At 57.8% G+C, this 21,241-nt stretch carries 17 protein-coding genes; 7 read left to right on the plus strand and 10 right to left on the minus strand.

What is annotated here, in order from left to right:
• Positions 1 to 5 precede the first annotated feature (5 nt).
• Positions 6 to 995 carry a cellulose biosynthesis protein BcsN gene (bcsN, locus tag BLU28_RS12595; protein ID WP_175477694.1) on the minus strand — a complete coding sequence of 330 codons (990 nt, stop codon included), beginning with the start codon at positions 993 to 995 and terminating at the stop codon, positions 6 to 8.
• 337 nt (positions 996 to 1,332) lie between these two features.
• On the opposite strand from bcsN, the gene BLU28_RS12600 reads away from it, so the two are divergent.
• On the plus strand, positions 1,333 to 2,514 hold the full coding sequence (locus BLU28_RS12600; protein ID WP_077986406.1) for an AGE family epimerase/isomerase: 1,182 nt from the start codon (positions 1,333 to 1,335) through the stop codon (positions 2,512 to 2,514).
• A 53-nt stretch (positions 2,515 to 2,567) separates the two neighbouring features.
• On the opposite strand, the gene BLU28_RS12605 is transcribed toward BLU28_RS12600, so the two are convergent.
• From BLU28_RS12605 to BLU28_RS12625, 5 genes are read right to left on the minus strand one after another with little or no spacing between them, the layout of a single operon-like run.
• Positions 2,568 to 3,530 (minus strand): glycoside hydrolase family 26 protein, encoded by a 963-nt coding sequence (locus tag BLU28_RS12605; RefSeq protein ID WP_022563661.1) that lies wholly within the window; start codon positions 3,528 to 3,530, stop codon positions 2,568 to 2,570.
• A 13-nt stretch (positions 3,531 to 3,543) separates the two neighbouring features.
• Positions 3,544 to 4,047, minus strand: a complete 504-nt coding sequence (locus tag BLU28_RS12610; protein WP_004438628.1) for a DUF995 domain-containing protein — start codon at positions 4,045 to 4,047, stop codon at positions 3,544 to 3,546.
• A gap of 14 nt (positions 4,048 to 4,061) precedes the next feature.
• Positions 4,062 to 5,993, minus strand: a complete 1,932-nt coding sequence (locus BLU28_RS12615) for a glycosyltransferase family 2 protein (protein ID WP_022563659.1) — start codon at positions 5,991 to 5,993, stop codon at positions 4,062 to 4,064.
• Positions 5,990 to 6,973, minus strand: coding sequence for a UDP-glucose 4-epimerase GalE (gene galE, locus BLU28_RS12620; RefSeq protein WP_022563658.1), 984 nt, complete (start codon positions 6,971 to 6,973; stop codon positions 5,990 to 5,992). The genes BLU28_RS12615 and galE overlap by 4 nt, the downstream gene beginning before the upstream one ends.
• A gap of 1 nt (position 6,974) precedes the next feature.
• Complete coding sequence (locus tag BLU28_RS12625; RefSeq protein WP_006698573.1) at positions 6,975 to 7,997, minus strand: UDP-glucuronic acid decarboxylase family protein; 1,023 nt, start codon at positions 7,995 to 7,997, stop codon at positions 6,975 to 6,977.
• 392 nt (positions 7,998 to 8,389) lie between these two features.
• Here BLU28_RS12625 and BLU28_RS26600 point away from each other — a divergent pair, with 392 nt between their 5' ends.
• Positions 8,390 to 8,737: a hypothetical protein gene (locus BLU28_RS26600; protein ID WP_077986407.1), complete on the plus strand. Its 348-nt coding sequence runs from the start codon at positions 8,390 to 8,392 to the stop codon at positions 8,735 to 8,737.
• A 42-nt stretch (positions 8,738 to 8,779) separates the two neighbouring features.
• On the opposite strand, the gene BLU28_RS12635 is transcribed toward BLU28_RS26600, so the two are convergent.
• Positions 8,780 to 9,550 carry a helix-turn-helix domain-containing protein gene (locus tag BLU28_RS12635; RefSeq protein ID WP_022563657.1) on the minus strand — a complete coding sequence of 257 codons (771 nt, stop codon included), beginning with the start codon at positions 9,548 to 9,550 and terminating at the stop codon, positions 8,780 to 8,782.
• A 915-nt stretch (positions 9,551 to 10,465) separates the two neighbouring features.
• Here BLU28_RS12635 and BLU28_RS12640 point away from each other — a divergent pair.
• The 5 genes from BLU28_RS12640 (at position 10,466) to BLU28_RS12660 (ending at position 17,825) form a co-directional block, all read left to right on the plus strand.
• A complete protein-coding gene (locus BLU28_RS12640) occupies positions 10,466 to 11,431 on the plus strand; it encodes a hypothetical protein (RefSeq protein ID WP_022563654.1) in 966 nt (321 codons plus the stop codon).
• Positions 11,432 to 11,580: 149 nt separating this feature from the next.
• A complete protein-coding gene (locus BLU28_RS12645) occupies positions 11,581 to 13,602 on the plus strand; it encodes a hypothetical protein (RefSeq protein ID WP_077986408.1) in 2,022 nt (673 codons plus the stop codon).
• A gap of 68 nt (positions 13,603 to 13,670) precedes the next feature.
• Positions 13,671 to 15,878 (plus strand): type I secretion system permease/ATPase, encoded by a 2,208-nt coding sequence (locus tag BLU28_RS12650; RefSeq protein ID WP_022563652.1) that lies wholly within the window; start codon positions 13,671 to 13,673, stop codon positions 15,876 to 15,878.
• 8 nt (positions 15,879 to 15,886) lie between these two features.
• Positions 15,887 to 17,245, plus strand: coding sequence for an HlyD family type I secretion periplasmic adaptor subunit (locus BLU28_RS12655; RefSeq protein WP_022563651.1), 1,359 nt, complete (start codon positions 15,887 to 15,889; stop codon positions 17,243 to 17,245).
• 85 nt (positions 17,246 to 17,330) lie between these two features.
• Entirely contained in the window at positions 17,331 to 17,825 is a 495-nt protein-coding gene (locus tag BLU28_RS12660) for a hypothetical protein (RefSeq protein ID WP_004438593.1), read from the plus strand.
• Here the strand turns inward: BLU28_RS12660 and BLU28_RS12665 are convergent.
• From BLU28_RS12665 to BLU28_RS12675, 3 genes are all read right to left on the minus strand, one after another.
• Positions 17,822 to 19,090: an O-antigen ligase family protein gene (locus BLU28_RS12665; protein WP_022563650.1), complete on the minus strand. Its 1,269-nt coding sequence runs from the start codon at positions 19,088 to 19,090 to the stop codon at positions 17,822 to 17,824. The genes BLU28_RS12660 and BLU28_RS12665 overlap by 4 nt on opposite strands.
• 7 nt (positions 19,091 to 19,097) lie before the next feature.
• Positions 19,098 to 20,354 (minus strand): polysaccharide biosynthesis/export family protein, encoded by a 1,257-nt coding sequence (locus BLU28_RS12670; RefSeq protein WP_022563649.1) that lies wholly within the window; start codon positions 20,352 to 20,354, stop codon positions 19,098 to 19,100.
• Between the two features lie 184 nt (positions 20,355 to 20,538).
• Positions 20,539 to 21,219, minus strand: a complete 681-nt coding sequence (locus BLU28_RS12675) for a sugar transferase (protein WP_004438583.1) — start codon at positions 21,217 to 21,219, stop codon at positions 20,539 to 20,541.
• Positions 21,220 to 21,241 lie beyond the last annotated feature (22 nt).

Consider the following 21,241-nt stretch of genomic DNA (forward strand, 5'->3'; position numbering starts at 1 on the left):
CGCCATCATCTGCATCCCTGGCCCGCCCCCGAACCCGAAATGCACGATGGCGAGGGAATGGACACCTGCGGTACCCGCGATGATTGCTGTTCGCCTGTGACTGCCCGACCGCCGGCGGCGCGCGGGGCCGTCACCGCAGGCTGACCCGACGCACCCGCCGATACCGGCGAAGGAATGTTAACTGCTGCAACGGGCGGCAGCGGCTGTTGTTCCGGCTGGACCGGGGCAGTGGCCGCCGCACGACGAACCGGCCGGACCGGCACGCTGGCGGTGACCTCGCCGCCGGGTCGCATCGGCACCTCTTCCGACTTCATCGGGTAGACCGGATTGCCGGGACGGCCGAGATTTTTGTCCACCGCCTGCGGCGTGCCGTAGGGGTTCCAGCTTGGCGAGGCATAAGTCCCGGTGATGGTATAATTATACATCACCGCCAGAAGCCGCTCGACGCTTGCGCCGGATTGACAGAGGCGTAGCCGCACCTTGATGCGCCCCAGATTGCGGAAATCCTGCCGCATGCTTTCGGGGGAACGTATATCCTGCCAACCATAAAGGCAGGTATCCTCACCACGTCCCTTGCCAGCGGCATAGGAAAACGCGCCGTAACTGTTCTGCAGGTAATTTGCCGACATGGCGATGGTTTCACCGGGAAATTCCGCACGGATTTCCCGTGCGAGGGAGGAAGCCCTGAAACCGGTGAACGCCAGGGAATCGAGATCTGTATCGCCCGCCTGCTGCGGACCGAAGAACTCCGCCTTGAGATAATTCTGTCCCGGCGTAGCAGCCTCCGAACGCAATATGACCTGCTGCGCCACGGCGTTGGAATAAGTACGGCTGACGACGGTAACGATTTCTGGACCGCCAGGCGGCGGAAAAATCAGCGCTTCGGAGGGCGACAGAAGCTGCGTCCCGCCGAACGACCGAACGCCCGCGGGAGTATTGCAGCCAGAAAGAACCGCAATGGAAAACAGCAATGAAGTATAGGCAGAAAATTTCACTGCCCTTCGCCCCTTTTTTTCCCCGACGCCGCCCAGATTAAAAGGAAACCGAATCACCAATGACCAGACCATTGTTACGAAATACGTGAGGACTGCGAATAAGCAATCGCAAATTTCCGTTGTAATTTCTGATAGTTTATGGCCTGCGAATCGCTTTTTCGCTGCCGTTGGCGAGGGGAAAAAAGGTGGAACCAATCACGCCGCTGCGGGTTGGCTTTGCGTCAGATCGATAATTTTTGCGGTTGCAGCGCAATATGCCACATGGTCTATTTGCCTCCATAGTTACGTATTTTTATTGATCTCAATTTATTCAACTGTAAAAACAGAGAGTTACCGCATGACCGTGCAATTTCCGAGTATCGCGCAGACACTTGCCGAGGAGATCGGAACATTACGCAAATGGCTGGATGAGGACGCCCTGCCATTGTGGTGGGAGGCGGGGTCAGCCCGGCCGGATGGCGGCTTTTACGAGCGGCTCGGTCAGGATGCGAAACCGGTTTTTTCCGATGACCGCCGCGCCCGCGTCCAGCCGCGCCAGGCTTATTGTTATGCCGCCGCCGGCCAGCATGGCTGGCATGGACCCTGGAAAGACGCAGTGTTGCACGGGCTTTCCTGGTTCGAGAAGGTCTATCGCCTTAAAAACGGCCTTTACGGCAACCTGGCCGACCAGACTGGAAAACTGATCGACCCCTCCTTCGATCTCTACAACCAGGCTTTTGCGCTTTTCGCCGCAGCGCAGACAGCTGCGGTCCTTCCCGATCGCAAAGATGAGATGCGCAGCCGCGCGCTCGAAATCCTTGCCATTCTCGAGCGCGACTACAGACACCCCATCGCTGGCTTCGAGGAGGCGAACCCGCCGCGCACACCGCTTTGCTCCAATCCGCATATGCATCTTTTCGAAGCGATGCTGGCTTGGGAAGAACAGGATCGTGACGGCCCGTGGTCGGCGTTGGCGGACGAGATTGCCGGCCTCGCACTTTCCCGCTTCATCGATGGCGGCAATGGCGGCCTGCGCGAATTCTTCGACCATGACTGGACGCCTTACGAGGGGGAGAAGGGCCGGATCATGGAGCCGGGCCACCAGTTCGAATGGGCCTGGCTTCTGGTGCGCTGGGGCAGCCTGCGTGGAAACGAAGAAGCGATCAGGAAGGCAAAACGCCTGTTCGAGATCGGGGAACAGCACGGTATCTGCCCGCGCCGCAAGGTGGCGGTGATGAGCCTTTACGACGATTTTTCGATGCGTGACGGGCTTGCGCGACTATGGCCGCAGACGGAATGGCTGAAGGCGGCGGTGCGGCTTGCCAGTGTGACTGATGGTGAAGAGCGGCAGCGTTACCTTGCCTCTGGTCTGAGCGCCATCGGCGCGCTGCAGCCTTTCCTTGACACGCCGGTCAAGGGCCTGTGGTTCGACAAATGGCCGGCGGACCGGCCCATGCTCGACGAACCGGCGCCGGCAAGCACGTTTTATCACATCGTCTGCGCCATCTATGAGGCGGAGGCCGTGCTGGCAGCTGGGTAAGGAACGTCGCGTAACCGGCGAGCGGCATCGCCGCTCGCCGGTTTTGATTCCGGTCAAACCTTGGCCGGGCGCACGACGCGCCAGTCAGGTCTGCCGAGATTGTGCGGCCAGGGATGAACATCCTTGTCATTGAAGTAGACGACTTCTTCCAGCTTTGGAAAATCCGCCTGTTTCAGCGTCACGTCGTTCATCCACGGACGAACGTAGGAATCGCTGCCTTCATAACCCAGTTCGGCGACCCAGACCGGCTTGTCGAAGGTCTCGACGAGTCCGTAGCCCTTGCGCAGCAGATCCGTGAAGGTCTTCGGCGCGCCATATTCGATCTTGTCGTAATCTTCGAGACCGAACACCGACAGACCGACCAGATCGGCGTAATTGTCACCGGGATAATAGGCCCGCAAACCATCCAGACCTTTCGGCGACCACATCACTTTCACACCGGGAACAGCCTTGCGCGTCATATCCACCACGCGCTTATAGGCGGTGATGTAATCACGCGGGTTCCAGCCCGACCACGAGAAGCGGCCGGTCGTGTCTTCCATTTCCTGCCCCCAGCGCAGGATCAGCGGGCTCTTCATGGCCGACATGCGTGCGGCGATCGCCTGCATGTTCTTATCGTAATCGCCACTCAGAACCTTGCGGCGCAACTCGTCTGAAGAGAGGCGCCAGTTGACGTCCCACGACCAGGGTTCGACCGTGATCATCACATTGCGCTTGCGCTCCAGGGCGTAGGCATCCGCAAGTGCGAGACTATCGAGATCCACGTCTTCCCAGGGCAAGAACAGGTGTTCCGTCGCCACCCCGGACTGGCCGGTGAAATCGCCGTGCGGATCATATGCGCCGAAACGTATTCCGTCCGCATGCAATGTCGGTCTTTTGTCGGCAAGCGTCTTCATGCCCGTCGAGGTCATGGGGGCGACCCCTTGCGCGTCGAGCTTGAGCACCGGATACATTCCGGCGGTAAAGGCTGCGGCGGCACCACTCGCGAACAGAAGTGTTCGTCTTGTTATCTGCATGACACCTTACTCCTTACCTTGTTGCCGTCATCGCCTTGTCGTAGGCGGCGATCTGCGGCGTGACATCGTCCTTGCGGACGAGCTTGAGGAATTCATCGCCAGGGCGGGGCGGATTGTGCCGGAACACGTACCATTGCCCGCCCTGTTTGCGCTGGTAGAGCACGTTGCCGATGCGGCCATGGTCGAAGCAGGTATCGGCCTTGCCGCTTCCCGCCTCGGCTTTCCAGGTGGCGCGCATGCACAATGTGCCATTGGCATCGACAGTCCAGCGGCCTTCACCGATGGACTTCTTGCCCTTTTCTTCCGTTGCAGCGATGAATTTACGGCCGTCGGCGATGAAGCGCCCGCCGCCCGTATCCCATTTCCAGGTCTTGTCGAAATACATCTCCACGACCTCGCTGGTTCTGAGCGGCTTCGGCGTCTTCGTGCCGCCTGCAGCATGGACGACGCTTGGCGCGACCACCGCAAGACAGAGTACGAAAGCGGAGAATCCGCATGTGCTTATTGTTGTTTTCATCACAGCCTCCTCCTTCATTGTCCGACCCTATTGTCGGCCAGCATGATCTCTCCGGTTGCCACCGCTGGCGGCGGCGCAACGATTGGTTCTGCCTGCATTTCCTGCGGCCCGCGCAGTCCAGGCAGTGCAATGCGCAGTTTCAGACGCACCGACCTTGCACCTTCCGCGCCCGCGCCTGCGACCGTGAACCGTGTTTCGGTAAAACTGATATAGGGTTGTCCATGCGAGAGAGCTTCCAGCCCACCAATCGCATGGGAGCTGAGTTCCGCAGCACTTCCCGCCACCAGCAGCAAGGAACAGGCGGCAGCACTCGCTCCACCGCGCAGGGCCGGCAGCTTCGGCAAACCGTTTTCCACTGCATGGCGGATGAGCAGAAACACCGACAGGCCCGCATAGATCGCCACATTGATGGCAGCGAAGATAAAGAACCCCTCCGCGCCGTTTTGGCGCGGCGCCAGAACCATGGCAAGAAGGCTGAGCGCCGCGAGGACCATGTATGGTGCGACTACCCGCAGCGGCAGCGGCGGTTTTGCCTGCGTGCCCTTGGGTGTGATGCGGAAATCGACGAAATCGCCACGGATCGTGTCACGTACGGCGGCCAGCACACCCATAAGCGACCATGGCCAGCGCAGGAACAGGAACACCATGGCCTCCCAGCTGAAAAGCTTCGCATCATGCGGACGGAACGCGCCCGTGGCCCGCCAGAAGAAAGCAAACACGATCATGATCAGCGAAACCGGAAGGAAATGCGCCAGAAACGCCGGATAGGATGCGTTGACCAGCACATGGCCTCTCACCAGCGCCACGGCCGGAAGCACGAACATCAGAGCCATGAAGCCGGAGAACAGCGGATACCAGAGTTGCGAAAACAGGAACTGGAACTTCAGTCGCGCGGGCAGCTTCGGCACGTAATGCCGTGAATACTGCAGCAGAATGGTCATAAGGCTGCGCGACCACTGGAACTCCTGAACGATGAGATCGGCAAAGGTCACCGGCCCGTCGCCATGGGCGATAGCATTGACGGCGTGGACGCCGCGCCAGCCGCCGGCATTCATCACAAGCGTGGTGGAATGATCTTCGGCAAGCTCCGGCCCGAGGCCGCCCACCTCCCGAAGAGCCTTCGTGCGCACGGCGTAATGCGAGCCGATGCAAAGCGGCGCCCAGCCATTATTGTATCCCAGCTGGAGCGCACCATGCAGGCTTGCCTCGGCATAAAGCCTTCCGCGTGCGGCCCAGCTTTCATTGGCATTGGCGTCGCAAATGCTTGGGGCGGACACATATCCAATCCTCGGATCGGCAAAGGGACGGATTACCTCGCTCAGATAGTCGGGTTCCGGCACGTGATCCGCATCGAACTGGGCGACAAAATCATAACGCTCGTAACCGTAACGGTCGTAAAAATAGGCGAGATTGCCCTCTTTGCAGCGCGTGCGCCGCGGCCAGGTCTTGCGGTGATACTCGGCAATGCCCTGTCGGGTGGAAACGAAAACGCCGTGCGCGCCACACCATTTCAACGTTTCCGCATCCGGGGCTTCATCGGCAAGCCAGACGTCGAACTCCAGACCCTTCTGCTCCAGCATGGCCAGCAACGTCTTTTCCACCACCGCGAAAGGTTCCGACGGCGCTTTGGTGACCACCATCGCCACCCTGCCCCCCGGCAGAGGCGAGCGCCGGTCAACAACCCTCGCGTTGAGAAATATGAAGATGAAATAGGATGGCAGAAGCGTGATCCACGCCAGCGCCAACGTGACCACGGAGTAGTAGGGCCAGTCGATGACGCGATCTCGATCGAGCCACCAGATCCAGAAATAGGCGAGCGTCACCAGCCAGCCACCGATGCCAAGCAGGTAGGCAAGGCGGTTCCAGCCTGTAAAGATCGGCAGCATCCGCAACACGCCTGCAGCGGCGCGGGGGGATGCGACGGAGGGCGTGGAGCGCATCGTCATGACAGCACCTCCAGTCCAAAACCGGGACCGGCCGTGCGGATGATAGTGTCTATATCGGAGCGCCTGGGCGCAAAGCCGAGCGTCTGCCTTGCGCGTTCTATATCGGCAAAGAGCGCCGGAGGGTCTCCTGCGCGCCGTGCGCCAAAATGAACAGGGACTTCCTGCCCCGTCACGCGATGGATTGCCCGAATGATGTCACCGACCGATGTGCCGTGACCAGAGCCGAGATTGACACGCAACGTCTCGCCGCCATCGGCAAGATAGTTGACGGCGGCGACATGGGCATCGGCCAGGTCACTGACATGGATATAATCGCGAATGCAGGTACCGTCACTGGTATCGTAATCGGCACCGAACACATCGAGTTGCGGCAGCCTTGCGGCAGCGGCCATCAGCGCACGGGGAATCAGATGCGTCTCCGGTTCATGACGTTCGCAAAGCTCGCCATCCGGGTCCGCACCGGCGGCATTGAAATAACGCAGTGCAACGAAACGCAGACCATAGGCCGCGGCATAATCGTCTAGCGCCATCTCGAAGATCAGCTTGGTGCGGCCGTAAGGATTGACCGGCGTCTGCGCCGTCTCCTCACTGATGGGCAGTTGCGGCGGCACGCCATAGGTGGCGCAACTGGACGAAAACACCAGTCCGCCGATATTCTGGTCAAGACAGGCGTCCAGCAGCGAAAGACTGCCGCCGACATTGTTGCGGTAGTATTTGCGTGGATCCTCGACGGACTCGCCGACATAAGCGTTGGCGGCACAATGAATAACGAAGGCTGGCGAGAATTCCTGGAGCGTGGCTTTCAGGAGACCACGATCCAGAATGTCGCCTTCGATAAAGGGACCCCAGCGGACCGAATCCGCGTGACCGGTCGATAGATTGTCATAAGCTATGGGCTTGAAGCCGGATTGCGCCAGCGCCTTGCAGATGTGGCTGCCTATGAATCCGGCCCCGCCCGTGACGAGGATTGTGCGGGGCATCTCATACGGCCTCCGCCACTTTCCGGCCCGCCAGCAACGCATCGAAATAGACGATCGTTCTTTCAAGGCCGATTTCGAGCGGTACACGCGGCTGCCATTTCAGCAGCTCGTTTGCCCGCGAAATATCCGGACGACGCTGCTGCGGATCATCGATCGCGGCAGGCAGATGGACGATGCGCGAGCGAGAACCTGTCATCCGGATAACAATGTCGGCCAGCTGCCGCACGGGAATTTCTGTGGGATTACCGAGATTGATCGGCCCGGTGCAGTCTTTCGGTTTGGCCGAGAAGCGCAGGAAGCCATCGATCAGGTCATCGACATAGCAGAAAGAACGGGTCTGGCTGCCATCACCGTAAATGGTGATGTCGTCCCCCTTCAGCGCCTGAACGATGAAGTTCGAAACCACACGGCCGTCGTCAGGGCGCATACGCGGCCCGTAAGTGTTGAAAATGCGTCCGACCTTGATATCGACACCGAAAGTGCGGTGATAATCGAAAAACAGCGTTTCCGCGCTGCGTTTCCCTTCATCGTAGCAGGCGCGCGGCCCGATTGTATTTACATTGCCGAAATAGGTTTCCGGTTGCGGATTGACGTGGGGATCGCCATAGACTTCCGAGGTCGAGGACTGCACCACGGTAGCACCGCATCTGCGCGCAACTTCCAGCACATTGACTGCGCCGAGTACATTGGTGAGAAGGGTACCGACGGGATCGCGCTGATAATCAGGCGGCGAAGCCGGAGAGGCAAAGTTGAAGATCAGCGAAACATCGATGTCATAGGGTTTGCGCACATCGTGCTCGACCATCAGAAACCGCTTATTGTTCCGCAAATGCTCCACATTCGCGGTACGGCCGGTCGAAAGATCATCGAGACAGATCACCTCGTGACCGCTGCTCAGCAACCGCTCGCAGAGATGGGAGCCCAGGAAACCGGCGCCACCATTAACGAGTACCCGTTGCCCGGGTTTCCAATCTGAGTAAATGGTAACGCCGTTATCATGTTCGTTGGGAACGAAATTACGCATAACACACACCTCCCCACGGTGAATCAGCACAGCCGATTCAACTAAGTGAATTAAACTCTCCATTTGACGCTATCTGAATATCATCCCTCTATTTTTTCTTCTTCCTGAGGTTTTAATATTCACATCCGATAAATTTCCACTTTCATGATAAGCGCAGGCAAAAACAGGTCAACTTCAATTTATCGAAATATTACAATTGATTACCCAAAATTACTCAAAATAGCCCTTTGATTTAATACTTTTTAACTACGCCTCCATTATGCCTTTCTTATTGAGCATTAGCGCAAGCTTCGCTCAACCAGTCGGGGCTATCCTGGTTTTGTAAGGCTCGGTCCACCGGGAACAAAACCGCCCGGCGAGATGCGACAGACAGTCGATTTCAGGGGACACACATGATGAATGAAATGCCTTATTTCCGTGGCGGCAAAACAGTCCGTCAATGTCGTCTTGCGCTCGTTGCCGGCGCACTTATGACTTTCACTTTCGCGACCGCTTCATGCTCCGTCGTCGAAGACGCCGTTCTCACAACCGCATCGGCCAGCCCGACTACGATCAAGAGCCGCGTCACGCCGGCGAAGGCGGCCTATGGCTATCAAAAAACCGGCAACGCAGCCGTTACGCTTGTTGCAGATGCTTCGGACACACCGGCAGTTTCGCGACCTTCCTATTCGGGCTCTTCTCCCTATATCTGCTCGCCGAGCGGATTTGGGCAAAAGTCCCGCTGCTTCCTAAGGCCCTGAGCCTCCTGCATAACGTCCGGGCTGCCTCTGGCAGCCCGACGCTCAGTTCTTCCAGCCGGAGAACGTCGCGCCTTCATCCTTGCTGAAGAAACGCGACGCCGCCTCCGTGCGGTTGCGAACGTTCATCTTCTTGTAGATGTTGCGAACGTGGACCTTCACCGTGTTCTCGGACAGATGAAGCCGGTCGGCAATGATTTTGTTCTGCGTACCCTTGCATAACAGGTCGAGGATTTGCACCTCACGCGTCGTCAGCGTCGCCATGTCGCTCCTGCTCTCGGCGAGGGCATCGGCACGGTTGGCGATGACAGGGCTGTTCCGCACGCTTTTACCACCGACTGCGGTGGGATAGGGCGTAAGCTTGCCTAGAAGGGCCGCCGGGAAATGCTCCCCGCCCTTCATGAGCAGGTCGACCGCCGCCATGAAGACGTCGAGCCGGAGATTAAGCGGCAGCACACCATCGATGATGCGCATTCCCACCAGCCGCTTCAGTGGCTCTTCAATTTTGTCGATCGTCTCCACGACGAGCGCAATCGGCGCTTCAGGATGTTTTTCACGGATCGCCGACAATACACTATTAAGCCGCTCACCCGCCAGGCGATAGGGCAATACGAGCCGGACGTCGGCGCCGTAATCATCATCAATCGTTGCCGACGATGTCACGCTTACCACGGAGAATGTAGGGAACTTTTTGCCCAACGCCTCCATGAGGCACTCGGAAAACAGGTCCGGATCCGCTACGATCAACAAAGTTCCATTTATATGTGTAACGGCGTTTTTTTGTTTTGCCGCATAATCTGACGTTCCCATGAACATTGACGCCTCCCTCAAGCGCTTACGCATTACTTTCTTTTGGTTGCGCAGTCTGTCATCCGCCCGGCGACCCACCCCTTAAAACTTGGAGGCGATTCTCCGCTTCATGTCATGTCAACTATTATTAATCACCCGTTAATTCGTAAACGCTAATACGAAAAGCTGCGTAAATAAATGGCCCAAACGGGTTATTTTTTACAATTGACATACAAAATAGGTTAAGCCGGATCAGAATCAGTGATCCCGGAACCTGCGTAAAAACAAATATATCGGAAAAGCTTTCGTGCTGGTTTTGCGTTCCGACGAAATGTAACTTCCAGTTGATATCGCTCAACATAGCTCGCCTGCTGCACATGCCAAAGCCTGTGCCTTTTCGGGATGGGGACCTCTCTCCACCGAAATAAACCATGTTTCACGAAACAGCCGCTCTGCCCTGCCGAAGCGGCGTTTTTTTCGAGAATGAACCGGCGAACGATGCGCAGGACAACCGCTTGCGACGTATATATCCGGGTGGAACGCCGATAGGTTTAGCCCAAATTGATATCTAGGAAGCGCAATTTTTCTGCGGCACAGTCTAACCGTCGCTGAACGGCGGCTGATGGAAAGACACTCCCGGCCTTGACGTGTGTTTGAGAGCGCCGGACCCTTTTCAAGAAAACATGCAAGCGAAAAGACGAAGCCACCGCGCTCCCCTGCTGGAGCGAGGAACGGATTTGTGCGCCCTTTTTTACCGAGTAGCGCACAAGGGCTGAACAAAAAGAGCCCGTCCACGGGCCAATACCGAACCGCAGATGATGCGTAACCGAGTCCATCTGCAAAACATCAATCTTCATGCTATCCGGAGCAAGCGCGAAAAAATCCCATTTGAGATGAGAGGGATTTCGAAAGCTGCTCCGAGCTTTTTCGGAGGAAATCGAAATGGGTTATGATCATAAATCCGCTGGCAGCGACGACGATATCACCAAGATCGGCGCGCTTTCCGATGGTTTTGCCAACACGACTACCAATGACGCCAAGGTGGAAGACAGCAACGTCGGCACCGCGAACGGTGAAAACCGCAACAACGACAATAGCGACAACAGCACCAATGTGGATGTTGATGCCAAGATCGATGTTGCAGTCGGCAATGGTGACAATCGCGATAACGACTATGACTGGAGCTATGACAGCAAGTCGTACAGCGATAACGACACGACGACCAAGACGAGCACCGAAACCAGCACCGAAATCAAGACCGATTACGACTGGAGCTATGAAAGCAAGTCGTACAGCGACAACGACACCAACGTGAAGACGATTACGGATACGGACAACAAGACGTTCTCCTATTCCGACAACGACACCTCCACCAAGGTCTCGACAACCACCGACAGCTTCAACTCCTCGGACAGTTTCTACAAGTCGGATGACGACTTCGGCAACATCACGGGCGTCAAGGATGTCGGCAATCTCGGCATCGCCGGCGGAGACCTCACCTTCAATCTGGGTGACGACTTCTCCTTTACCCTGGATGTCGACAGCATCCTCAACGACTCGCTCAACGGTGACGGCAACGACACGGGCTTCAGCCTCGTGCAGGCCAACCACCTGGCGGATCAGGATGAGGCGTACGACATCAAGATGCAGAACGGTGGCGCCGAAAACCACCTGAGCGCCAATGCAGGCGACGCCTATGGCGCAGAAGGCATCGACGGCAAGGGATGGGATCTCAAGGCCGGCGACGACGCAGCGGGCACCAGCACGGCCGATGCATCGGCAATCCTTGCAAATTCCGGCTTCCATCTGGAGCTGGTGCAGGGCGCCAACATGCTCTCCAATGCCGTTGACGTCACGGTCACAGGGGGCAACTCCAGTGTCTCGGACGTCGGTGAGGATCACTCCTGACAACCATCTCTTGACGAAAAGAGCTGCACCGGCGTCCGCCGGTGCAGTTTGCGGTTCATGGACAGGCCTGGCGACAGAGAAGCACCGCTTCCAAGACGTGTGCCGCCCGCCATCTGTGACGTGCCGCAATGATCGGGGAGGGACCTCCAATGCATATTGACAAGATTTCAGACATGATCGCGCATTTCATCGGCCTGTTCGACACGATGGCCGAAGAAGCACGTCTGCGAAACAACTATAGTGAAGGCCCCGCACGTTCCGGGCCTGAGCAACTGCCGGAAGAGGAAGCAGCAAGGCTGCTCGACAAGAACTATGACGTTGCACTTCAGGACTACGATCCTGGCGTCAAGTACCATGCCGGCTATTACGACTTCGATTATCTGCCGCCGCATTTCGCACGCACGGTCGAACATGACATGCAGCAGTTTGCGAATTCGATACCGGTCGATATTTCCGCTGCGAATTTCCGCTTTCCAGGTCGCCTTTCCTTCGAGGACGAACGTGAGCTGGTAATTCATACCGGCCCAGGCTCGGTTGTCGCCCATATCGCGCAGGTGAATATTCTTCAGGACGATGATTATCTGAATATGACGGACGGCCCCAACGTGGCCCGCGACACCAGCTTCGTCACTGAACGTACAGTCGAATTCTACAACGAAGCGTCCGTCTTCACCCCTTTTTCCGGTTTCCAGCGCACCGACAGCTATGATGCGCTGCAGGCTCTCGCCAAGACCGCGCATGATTATATCGAGCACGCCCGAGACAACGGCGTTACCTCACTCGGGACCGGCGCAGATCAGGATTTCGTCCTGGCCGGCAACGACATCAATGGTCTTTATATCAATGGCGTTGCCGCCGCTGAGAAGCCGGCGCTGGACGACTACATGCCGGATCGCGGCATTGCCAAGCCTCCGGAAGAACCGGAACGAAGTGACGTTGCGCTGCATGAAGAAAGTCCCGCCGGCAACAGTCTCGATGTGGCCGCAGGCGCCAATGTCGTCGCCAACGTCGCCACATTGGTCAACACCGCCGTCATGACCTCCGTCACCGCCGTAATGGGTGACTACCACCAGATCGATGCGATCACCCAGGCCTATATCTATAGCGACAGGGACGAAATCGCTTCCGTTTTCACCCGTTCCGAGGATCAGGCCGACACGGCCGCCTATAACATCGCCAATTTCGAACGCAGCATTTTCCCCGGCGCGGAAAATACGGCTGCGGAGAGCCCTGAAACCGGCGAAATGCCGATTTTCCCCACCGCGTGGCGCGTCAGCGTATTAGAGGGTGACGTTTCCTTCGTGCATTGGATCGAACAATACCAGTTCGTCAGCGACAACGACACGATGACGATCACGACCTCCGGTGCGAGCGTCAGTCTTTTGACAGGGGGAAATGCCGCACTCAATATTGCGAATTTCCTCGGCATCGGAATGCAGTATGACCTCATCATCGTTGGCGGCAATGTGCTGGACATGAACCTCATCAGCCAGATCGCCGTGCTTTACGACAATGACTGGGCCCGAGCCAATCCCGATGCACCGGGGGGCGCCACTATTCAATCCGGCAACAATCTCCTTTGGAATGATGCCTCCATCTATAACGTCGGCTCCAACGACCGTTTCGAAACGATGCCCGACTACATGGCGCAGACGGTGTCCGCGATCAATGAGCGCGATCCGAACATGCCGGATGCACTTGCGCATGACAGCAATTTTGCCGGCTATCAGGGACTGAACGTGCTCTACATCACCGGCAATCTCTACGATGTCAGCATCATCAAGCAGGTGAGTGTGCTCGGCGATTCCGACGACGTTACCCAGGCCGCGGCCAAGGTGCTCGAAAACAACGAGAATGCCGACGTCCATATCGATACCGGCAGCAATGCCGTCATCAATCTCGCGCAGATCATTGATTACGACAGCTTCGGTTCCACCACCTATGTTGCCGGCGGCGTTTATTCCGACGCCATTCTGATACAGGGCGGCATCATCGAAAACGATACGTCGCAGCCGGCGCAACCGGGCCAACTTGCCAACGAGGTCATCGCTTTTCTCCACGACGATCCCGCCACCATCGAAAACGAATCCGACGGCGTCATCAATGCCGGGCACGACCTGTCGTGGTCCAATGCTCACTCATCCGACGTCATGCAAGCGGTCACCGCGTAGGTTTTGCCGGCGGTAGTTCCGCCTGCGTAACCGCAAAAGCCGCAAGATCACCGAGGGGACCGATAAAAATGGATCATATTTCAAGAAGAACGATTGCGGATGGACGCTCGCTGGATTTACCGCTGGATCAGGACGCGGAAGACAGCAAGCTGACAGACGCCTGTATCTCAGCCATCAATGAAGCCGTAGAGAACCTTCGCCAGTTGTCGGGTGCGGAACAGATCGCTAGGGCAACCCCGCCCTCTCCGGAGGTGGCCCCACCGCCCTCGCCTACGACTCCGCAATCCGGCACATTGCGGGATATGCCAGCGGGAAACCCCGCACCACAGCAGGAGCCACACCCCGCGTCGCGACCTGCCCCCAAAGCCAAGATCGACAATGCAGAACTGAAGAGCGCGCCCGACCTCCCCTTCGTCAAGACTATCGACAACAATGACGGTCCGATCCGTGAAACCGAACGCCGCCCGGCGACGGGCGGTGGCGGCGATGGCAAGGAGCCAACGGGCAATGGCGGCGGTGGCGGCGGCGGTGGCAGCAGCCAGAGCGGCTTTCATAAACGCAGCGAACCCATCAATTTCGCTGCAAGCCTTGCCAAGGGTATCGCCGCGGTACGCCGCAACATGATTGTGGTGATGCTGTTCACCGTCGCCATCAACGTCCTGCTTCTCGCCATACCCCTTTATCTGTTTCAGATTTCGGACCGCGTGCTGACGAGCCGCTCGATGGATACGCTCGTGATGCTGACGGTCGCGGTTCTCGGAGCGGTACTGCTGCAGGCTTTCATGGATGCCATCCGCCGCTTCATCCTGATGCGTACCGCTGTGGAGCTCGAGGTCCAGCTCGGCGCTCCCATCCTGTCTGCCGCCGCACGAGCCTCCCTGCATGGCAGCGGCAAGGATTACCAGATATTGCAGGATTTACAGCAATTGCGCTCATTCCTCACCTCGGGAACCCTTATCGCTTTTCTCGATGCGCCGCTGATGCCGCTCTTCATCGTGGTGGTTTATCTGGTCCATCCGCATCTCGGTATTATCATCATGGTCTGCTGCGCCGTGCTGTTCACCATCGCCTGGCTGAACCAGCGCTTCACCGCACGGCAATTCTCCGAAGCCTCGGGTTATCTGAGCCGCGCCAATTTCCATCTCGATTCCATGTCGCGCAATTCGCAGATCATCAACGCGCTCGCCATGATCCCCGAAGCGGTAAAAATGTGGGGCCGCGAAACGGCGGGCTCGCTGAAATCGCATGTGGCCGCACAGGATCGAAACATCATGTTCTCTGGCGTGTCCAAGGCCGCGCGTATGATCACACAGGTTGCGCTTCTCGGCTGGGGCGCGCATCTTTCGCTCTCCGGCGAGCTGACAGGCGGGATGGTGATTGCGGCCTCCATCGTCTCGGGCCGTGCGCTCGCGCCCATTGAAGGAGCGATCGAGGGCTGGCACCAGTTCAACAAATCGGCCGCCTCCTATGGCCGCATCAAGCAGCTCCTCATCAGCTCACCGCTCAATTTCCCGCGCCTGCGCCTTCCCAATCCGGAAGGACGCCTGGATGTTGAGCGCATTCTCTTCGTACCGCCGCCGCAGAAGAAAGTGATCCTGAACGGTATCTCTTTTTCGCTGAAAAAGGGTGAATCGCTTGCCATCATCGGCAATTCCGGCTCCGGCAAGACGACACTTGGCAAAATGCTGGTCGGCTCCATCCTGCCTACATCGGGCAATGTCCGTCTCGATCTCATGGACCTGCGCAACTGGGACCAGCGGCAGTTCGGGGAAAGCATCGGTTATCTGCCGCAGGACGTGCAATTGTTCCCGGGCACCATCAAAGCCAATATCTGCCGCATGCGCGACGATATAGAGGACAGGCAAATCTATGAGGCCGCAGTTCTGGCCGACGTTCACGAGTTGATTGCCGGTTTCCCGCAGGGTTATGAAACCGTGGTCGCCGCCGATGGCGCACCACTTTCCGGCGGGCAGAAACAGCGTATCGCACTTGCTCGGGCCTTCTTCGGCGACCCCAAATTCGTGGTACTGGACGAACCGAACTCAAATCTCGACACCCAGGGTGAGCAGGCCCTGGCCAAGGCTCTGCTGCACGCCAAAAGACAGGGCATCACCACTGTCACAATCACCCAGCGGCCGGCGCTTCTGCAATGCGTCGACAAGATCATGGTGCTGAAGGACGGGTCGGTCGCCATGTTCGGCGAAAGGATGGACGTGCTGAAAGCGCTCTCCGGCAATGGCCGCCAGGCCAGCCAGTCCCCGCAGATCGAGGGTTGAGGATCGTCATGTTCAGGAAAAAGAACGCCATTGCCGAAGTCAAACCACAGGGTCAGCTGGAATGGTACAGCGAGGTACCGCGCTCAATCCGCCTGCACAGCTCGATCGGTCTTGCCGTGCTGCTCGCCTCCTTCGGCGGGTTCGGCTACTGGGCTGGCACCGCGCCGCTCTCCTCCGCCATCATCGCCCAGGGCAGCTTCGTCGCCACCGGCAATAACAAGGTCGTGCAGCATCTGGAAGGTGGCATCATCAAGGAGATGATGGTCAGCGAAGGCGACACGGTCAAGGTAGGCGACGTGCTGCTCACACTCGACAAGACGACGGCGCTCGCCAACGAACGCATGTTGCAGCTGCGGCGGCTTCGGCTTGAGACCATCGTCACGCGCCTGCGCGCCGAAGCGCAGGGCGCAAAGAGCTTCAAGGTGCCAGACATCGTCATGAAGGAAGCCGGCGATCCGGATATCAACGCCATCATCCAGAGCCAGAACATCGTGTTCCATAGCAAACTCATCAAGCTCGAAGAGCAGTTGAACCTGATCGAGAAGAACATCAGGTCGCTGGAGTTTCGTTATGCGGGTTATGACGGGCAGAAGCAGTCCTTTGACCGGCAACTCGCGCTTCTCACACAGGAACGCGATTCCAAGGATAGGCTGGCCAAGGATGGTGTCATCCGCAAGACCGACATGCTGGCGCTGGAGCGCGCCATTGCCGATGCGATGGGAGACATTGCCCGTCTGAGCGGCGAAATGAACCAGAGCGAAGCGGAAATCGCCAAATTCAAGCAGGAAGCGATCATTGCAGTCAACGCCAACAAGCAGGCGGCGCTTGACGCGCTGGAGACGGCGGAGTCCGATCTTGACAGCGTGCGCGAACAGGTCCGTGGGGCCGCCGAAGTGCTGGAGCGCACCGTCATCCGCTCCCCCGTCAACGGAACTGTCGTGCGCGCTTATTATCACACGCCCGGCGGCGTCATCACGACAGGCAAGCCGATCATGGAAATCCTGCCAGCCCATGTTCCGCTGATCCTCGAGGCGCAGGTGCTCAGAACCTCGATTGACCAGCTACACGAGGGCCAGACGGCAGCGATCCGTCTTTCAGCGCTCAACCGCCGCACCACGCCGGTCCTGAACGGCAAGGTTTTTTATGTTTCCGCCGACAGCATCGAGGAGAACGCCGGTCTGCAGGTCAAGGATGTTTATATCGTGCGCGTGCAGGTGCCCGATGAGGAAATCGCCAAGGTCCATAATTTCCACCCGGTGCCGGGCATGCCGGCCGACGTATTGATCCAGACTTCGGAGCGTACTTTCTTCGAATATCTGACCAAGCCGATCGCTGACAGCATGTCCCGTGCTTTCAAGGAAAGATGAAGAAATATCAGTAACCTACCCTGTCTTTTCCGCGGCAGTCGGCATATGATGTCGAAGGATGTTTTGTCGGGGCGGGAGAAGCGTCATGGCGGCGATGTCGGATGTATTGCTGCTGGTCGGCAGGCTGAACTATGTGTGGACCAACACCGAGAGCCTGATGATCTATCTGATCGTCCACCTTTTGAAAGTGGACAAGGAGGCTGCCATCGTTGTGTTCCTCACCCTCAACACCACGCGGGCGCGCATGGATCTCATCGAACGCCTGGCAAAGCTTCCCTCCACCGACGCGAAGGACCGGAAGACTGTCCTCTCCATCATGGCGCGGCTGAAGAGGGAAGCGAAGACGCGCAACAAATACAATCACTGCATCTATTCTTTTGACGAAAAGGGCGATATCGCCAGCACCCAGCTGATGCGTCTGGTGGAAGATGACAGCCAGGTCCGCTACGGCAAGGTCGAGCGCATGGACGAAAAGGAAATCGGCCAGCTCGAAAAATCAATCGCCGACATTGTCGAGGTCAGTAAGGACATGTGGAGCTTCATTCACGCCAGTCCACATGTCTCGGCGGATTATCTCTAGGGTCTGGTCTGCAGCCTCATGCCGATCGCGGGGTGAGTCTCACCGTTCCGCGCCGCCTTTACCGGAAGGCAAAGTTTTCCGGCCGCGAAATAAAGCAGGAACGAACCGATCTGATAGGGGAAGATGATGTCAATCTCCACGAAGGATCGCACCACGAACAGCGCGCAAATCGCAAAAAGGATAACGCCCTGCGGGTCGCTTCGAAGCATCAGCACCGATCTCAGATGCCCCAGCAGCGTGCCGTAAAGCACCATGCCCAACAGGATCATGCCGACAAAGCCGTTTTCCACCACTGTCTCGATATAGGTATTGTGGAAATGGAAGCCGCTGCGGCCGGTGATGAAGAAGTCGTTCCACAACCGTTCGGCATCGGCAAACCCTGCGACCCAGAATCCCTGATAGCCGACCCCCAGGATCGGAGCCTGCTTTGCAGCCTCTATGCCCTGCTGCCAGAGATAGGTTCGGCCGGTCAGCGTCGAATCCTTGCCGAAGACACCGAGAATGGCATCTAACAGACCGAATTGCAGCGAAGCCACCGCAAGCAGTGCTCCGAGACCGCCGAGAGCAAAAAACATCATTTTACGGTTTGCGGGCGAAAGCATCCCGATCGGGATAAAACCGATGATGAGGGCGACAACGGCCGCGGTGGTGATGGCGGAGGTGGCAGATTGGGATGCGATGAGACTATAGGCCGACAAGAGTCCCGTCACGCCTGCAATCGGCAGCCAGATGCCCCTTTGCTTCAGTACCAGCACAGACGAGGCAGCAAAAATGACGCCCAGCGACGCATAGAAACCGAGCTGGTTTTTGGATGAGAAGGCACCGACGAAACTGTAGGTCCCATCAAGCGCGTCAAAAAGATAGATGCCGAACAGAAGCGAATAGAGCAGGACGACGCCTATGCCAATCAGAGCGCCCCGCGTCAGGGTGCGGATTGAAATCACGCGCATGGCAACCAGCGCGCAGACGATATGGGTAAGGTATTGAATGGAGGCGCGCATGGTTACAGACACCGCCTCCGACCAGAAGCTGGACAGGACGGTAAGAATGCTGAAGGCGAAAATCCACAGGTAACGTGGATAATTGCCGAGCACGCGCCGGTAGTCGACCGCCACTAACGGCAACCACATGCCATAATAGGCCAGAACCGAGACTTGCCCGAAACGCGACGAATAGGCGAAGACGAAGAATGACAGCGCAACGGCCGTCATTCCATAAATCTCATTGCGTTCGGGATCGATCAGCGCCGACTTGGCGATCCGCATTGAAACCTCACTGCATCAGGATTTCGGAAGAGACCTTGATGACGTCGCCGGGCTGAAGCAAGGCATTTTCATCGACTTTCAACTCCTTCGGCTTGCCGTTTTCTTCACGCACCACGACATAGCTTATCGTCGCGGACTTACCCGATGGATCGAAGCGGATCGCCTCGGCCGATTGCGCCAGTGCCTCCGACATCAGTTCGCGACTGGTGGTCAGCTGCAGATTGAGCTTGTCGAGTTCCGCTTCCGTATCCTGCAACTCCTTGGAGCGCTGCGCCACCCAGTCGTTGCGCAGGTTGATCTCGTCCTGGGTTGCCTTGTTGATATCCTGTTTTGCGCGCAGCGACTGCGTGTCGATATCGAGGAGGGTGGATTCCACCTCGGCCGCACGTTCTTCTGCCGAAATGCGCCGCTGCGACAAGGCAAGGCCTTGCTCGTTCAGCCTGTTGACGCGGTCGCGGTCTTCATTGGCGAGTTGAAGCTGCCGGTTCTGCGTTTCGGACTTTTTCTTCAGGGATTCGACTTCGCTCTGCAAAAGCGCGTGCAAGTCCGTCAGCGCTTTGAGCTGAAGTGTATAACGCTCGGTCCGCGATTTCATCAGCGCGCTTTCGCTGGCGAGAAGCGTGTCGATCTCGGCGATCTTTTCCATCTCCGGCGTCTTGGTAATCGTCTGATCGCCCTTTACCTCGGCGATCAACCGCGCCTGGCGGGCAAGCAGCCTTGCCCGCTGGTTATCATAGACCGCGGCGTCACCACGTGCATTGATGAAGTCGCGGGCAAAACGCTGTCCGGCGTCGGACCTCCGCAAGCCGCCTGCAAGACTGACAGCCTTCAGCACCGTAATGTTGGGGGCATAGGGATATTCACCCGGTGTCTGCACATCGCCACTCAGAAAGATCGGCCGGAACTGGGCGATCTCCACGGAGGCCGAAGGCAGGTTGCGGAGGGCGAACTTGCTCTGAAGCTGAGCACCGATCTGGTCGCTCACCTCGGAAGGCGTCTTGCCTGCGACGTCGAGCTGACCGATGAAGGGCAAGGACAGCGTACCGGAGGGCCCGACGGAATAGTCGCCGTTGATGACATCCCAGTTGCGGATGCTGCCGTCGGCCGGTTGCCATTCGGCAACGCGGATACGCAGCTTGTCCGCGGTACCGAGCTTATATTGAGCGCCATCCGCAGCCATTGCGGAAAGCGGCGCGGAAAAAGCGACGGTAGCAGCAAGAACGAGGGCCACAAACGGGCGGTGGGCGGCGGAAAAGCCGTTCATCGGGAAACTCCCTGTTAGCGGATCGCCATACAGGCGATCAGGCCGTCGCGCGACCGGCAAGGCGGCGCCGCAAGAAGCGGCCGGTATGATTAGCACCAATGACGCACCCGAAGACCGGACTTGGGATCCCGGTCAGGGTGCGTGTCGAAGCGAAGATCGATATAGCCGAACTCAATATCGGTTTTCAGTAGCTTCCGCGTGACAAGCACACGGCGGGAATGGTCTTGACGATGATGAATACATCCTGCCGCATCGACCAGTTCTGGACATATTGTGTGTCGAAGGCAACGCGGGTCTTGTAAGACACGTCGTTACGGCCGCTGATCTGCCACAGGCCGGTCAGACCCGGGCGGGTGCTGAGATAATAGGCGGCAGCGCTTTCATAGTAGCTCAGCTCCTCGTCCACGACGGGACGCGGACCAACCACACTCATTTCACCACGAAGGATGTTAATGAGCTGCGGCAATTCATCAAGGGAGAGCTTGCGCAGCACGGCGCCAACGGCCGTAACACGCGGATCGTTCTTGAGCTTGCGGGTAGCCCGCCATTCCTCGGCGGCCTCCGGATTGGCGGCAAGATATTGCCGCAGGATCTCATCGCCGTTCATCGCCATCGTCCTGAATTTCAGGCAATGGAAATAGCGGCCATTATGTCCCACACGACGGTGACCATAAAAGATCGGACCGGGGTCGGACATCTTCACCAGAACGGCGATCAGCAGGAATATCGGGCTGAAGATGAGCAGCGCAAGAGCAGCCGATGTCATATCGAAGCTGCGTTTTGCGATGCCCCCGATAGGGAAACTGACATCGAAATCTTCGGAGCTGCTGAGTGTCTGTTCAGCCGATTGGGTCGCGGACTTCATAGAGAGAACTCCATTTATGTTT

Source organism: Agrobacterium pusense, assembly GCF_900102105.1.
GTDB classification, from domain to species: domain Bacteria; phylum Pseudomonadota; class Alphaproteobacteria; order Rhizobiales; family Rhizobiaceae; genus Agrobacterium; species Agrobacterium pusense.

Bases quoted from the DNA above. Each gene is read 5' to 3' on its own strand.
- BLU28_RS12600 (WP_077986406.1), top strand. From the start codon at position 1,333: ATGACCGTGCAATTTCCGAGTATCGCGCAGACACTTGCCGAGGAGATC.
- BLU28_RS12605 (WP_022563661.1), bottom strand. From the start codon at position 3,530: ATGCAGATAACAAGACGAACACTTCTGTTCGCGAGTGGTGCCGCCGCA.
- BLU28_RS12610 (WP_004438628.1), bottom strand. From the start codon at position 4,047: ATGAAAACAACAATAAGCACATGCGGATTCTCCGCTTTCGTACTCTGT.
- BLU28_RS12615 (WP_022563659.1), bottom strand. From the start codon at position 5,993: ATGACGATGCGCTCCACGCCCTCCGTCGCATCCCCCCGCGCCGCTGCA.
- galE (WP_022563658.1), bottom strand. From the start codon at position 6,973: ATGCCCCGCACAATCCTCGTCACGGGCGGGGCCGGATTCATAGGCAGC.
- BLU28_RS12625 (WP_006698573.1), bottom strand. From the start codon at position 7,997: ATGCGTAATTTCGTTCCCAACGAACATGATAACGGCGTTACCATTTAC.
- BLU28_RS26600 (WP_077986407.1), top strand. From the start codon at position 8,390: ATGATGAATGAAATGCCTTATTTCCGTGGCGGCAAAACAGTCCGTCAA.
- BLU28_RS12635 (WP_022563657.1), bottom strand. From the start codon at position 9,550: ATGTTCATGGGAACGTCAGATTATGCGGCAAAACAAAAAAACGCCGTT.
- BLU28_RS12640 (WP_022563654.1), top strand. From the start codon at position 10,466: ATGGGTTATGATCATAAATCCGCTGGCAGCGACGACGATATCACCAAG.
- BLU28_RS12645 (WP_077986408.1), top strand. From the start codon at position 11,581: ATGCATATTGACAAGATTTCAGACATGATCGCGCATTTCATCGGCCTG.
- BLU28_RS12650 (WP_022563652.1), top strand. From the start codon at position 13,671: ATGGATCATATTTCAAGAAGAACGATTGCGGATGGACGCTCGCTGGAT.
- BLU28_RS12655 (WP_022563651.1), top strand. From the start codon at position 15,887: ATGTTCAGGAAAAAGAACGCCATTGCCGAAGTCAAACCACAGGGTCAG.
- BLU28_RS12660 (WP_004438593.1), top strand. From the start codon at position 17,331: ATGGCGGCGATGTCGGATGTATTGCTGCTGGTCGGCAGGCTGAACTAT.
- BLU28_RS12665 (WP_022563650.1), bottom strand. From the start codon at position 19,090: ATGCGGATCGCCAAGTCGGCGCTGATCGATCCCGAACGCAATGAGATT.
- BLU28_RS12670 (WP_022563649.1), bottom strand. From the start codon at position 20,354: ATGAACGGCTTTTCCGCCGCCCACCGCCCGTTTGTGGCCCTCGTTCTT.
- BLU28_RS12675 (WP_004438583.1), bottom strand. From the start codon at position 21,219: ATGAAGTCCGCGACCCAATCGGCTGAACAGACACTCAGCAGCTCCGAA.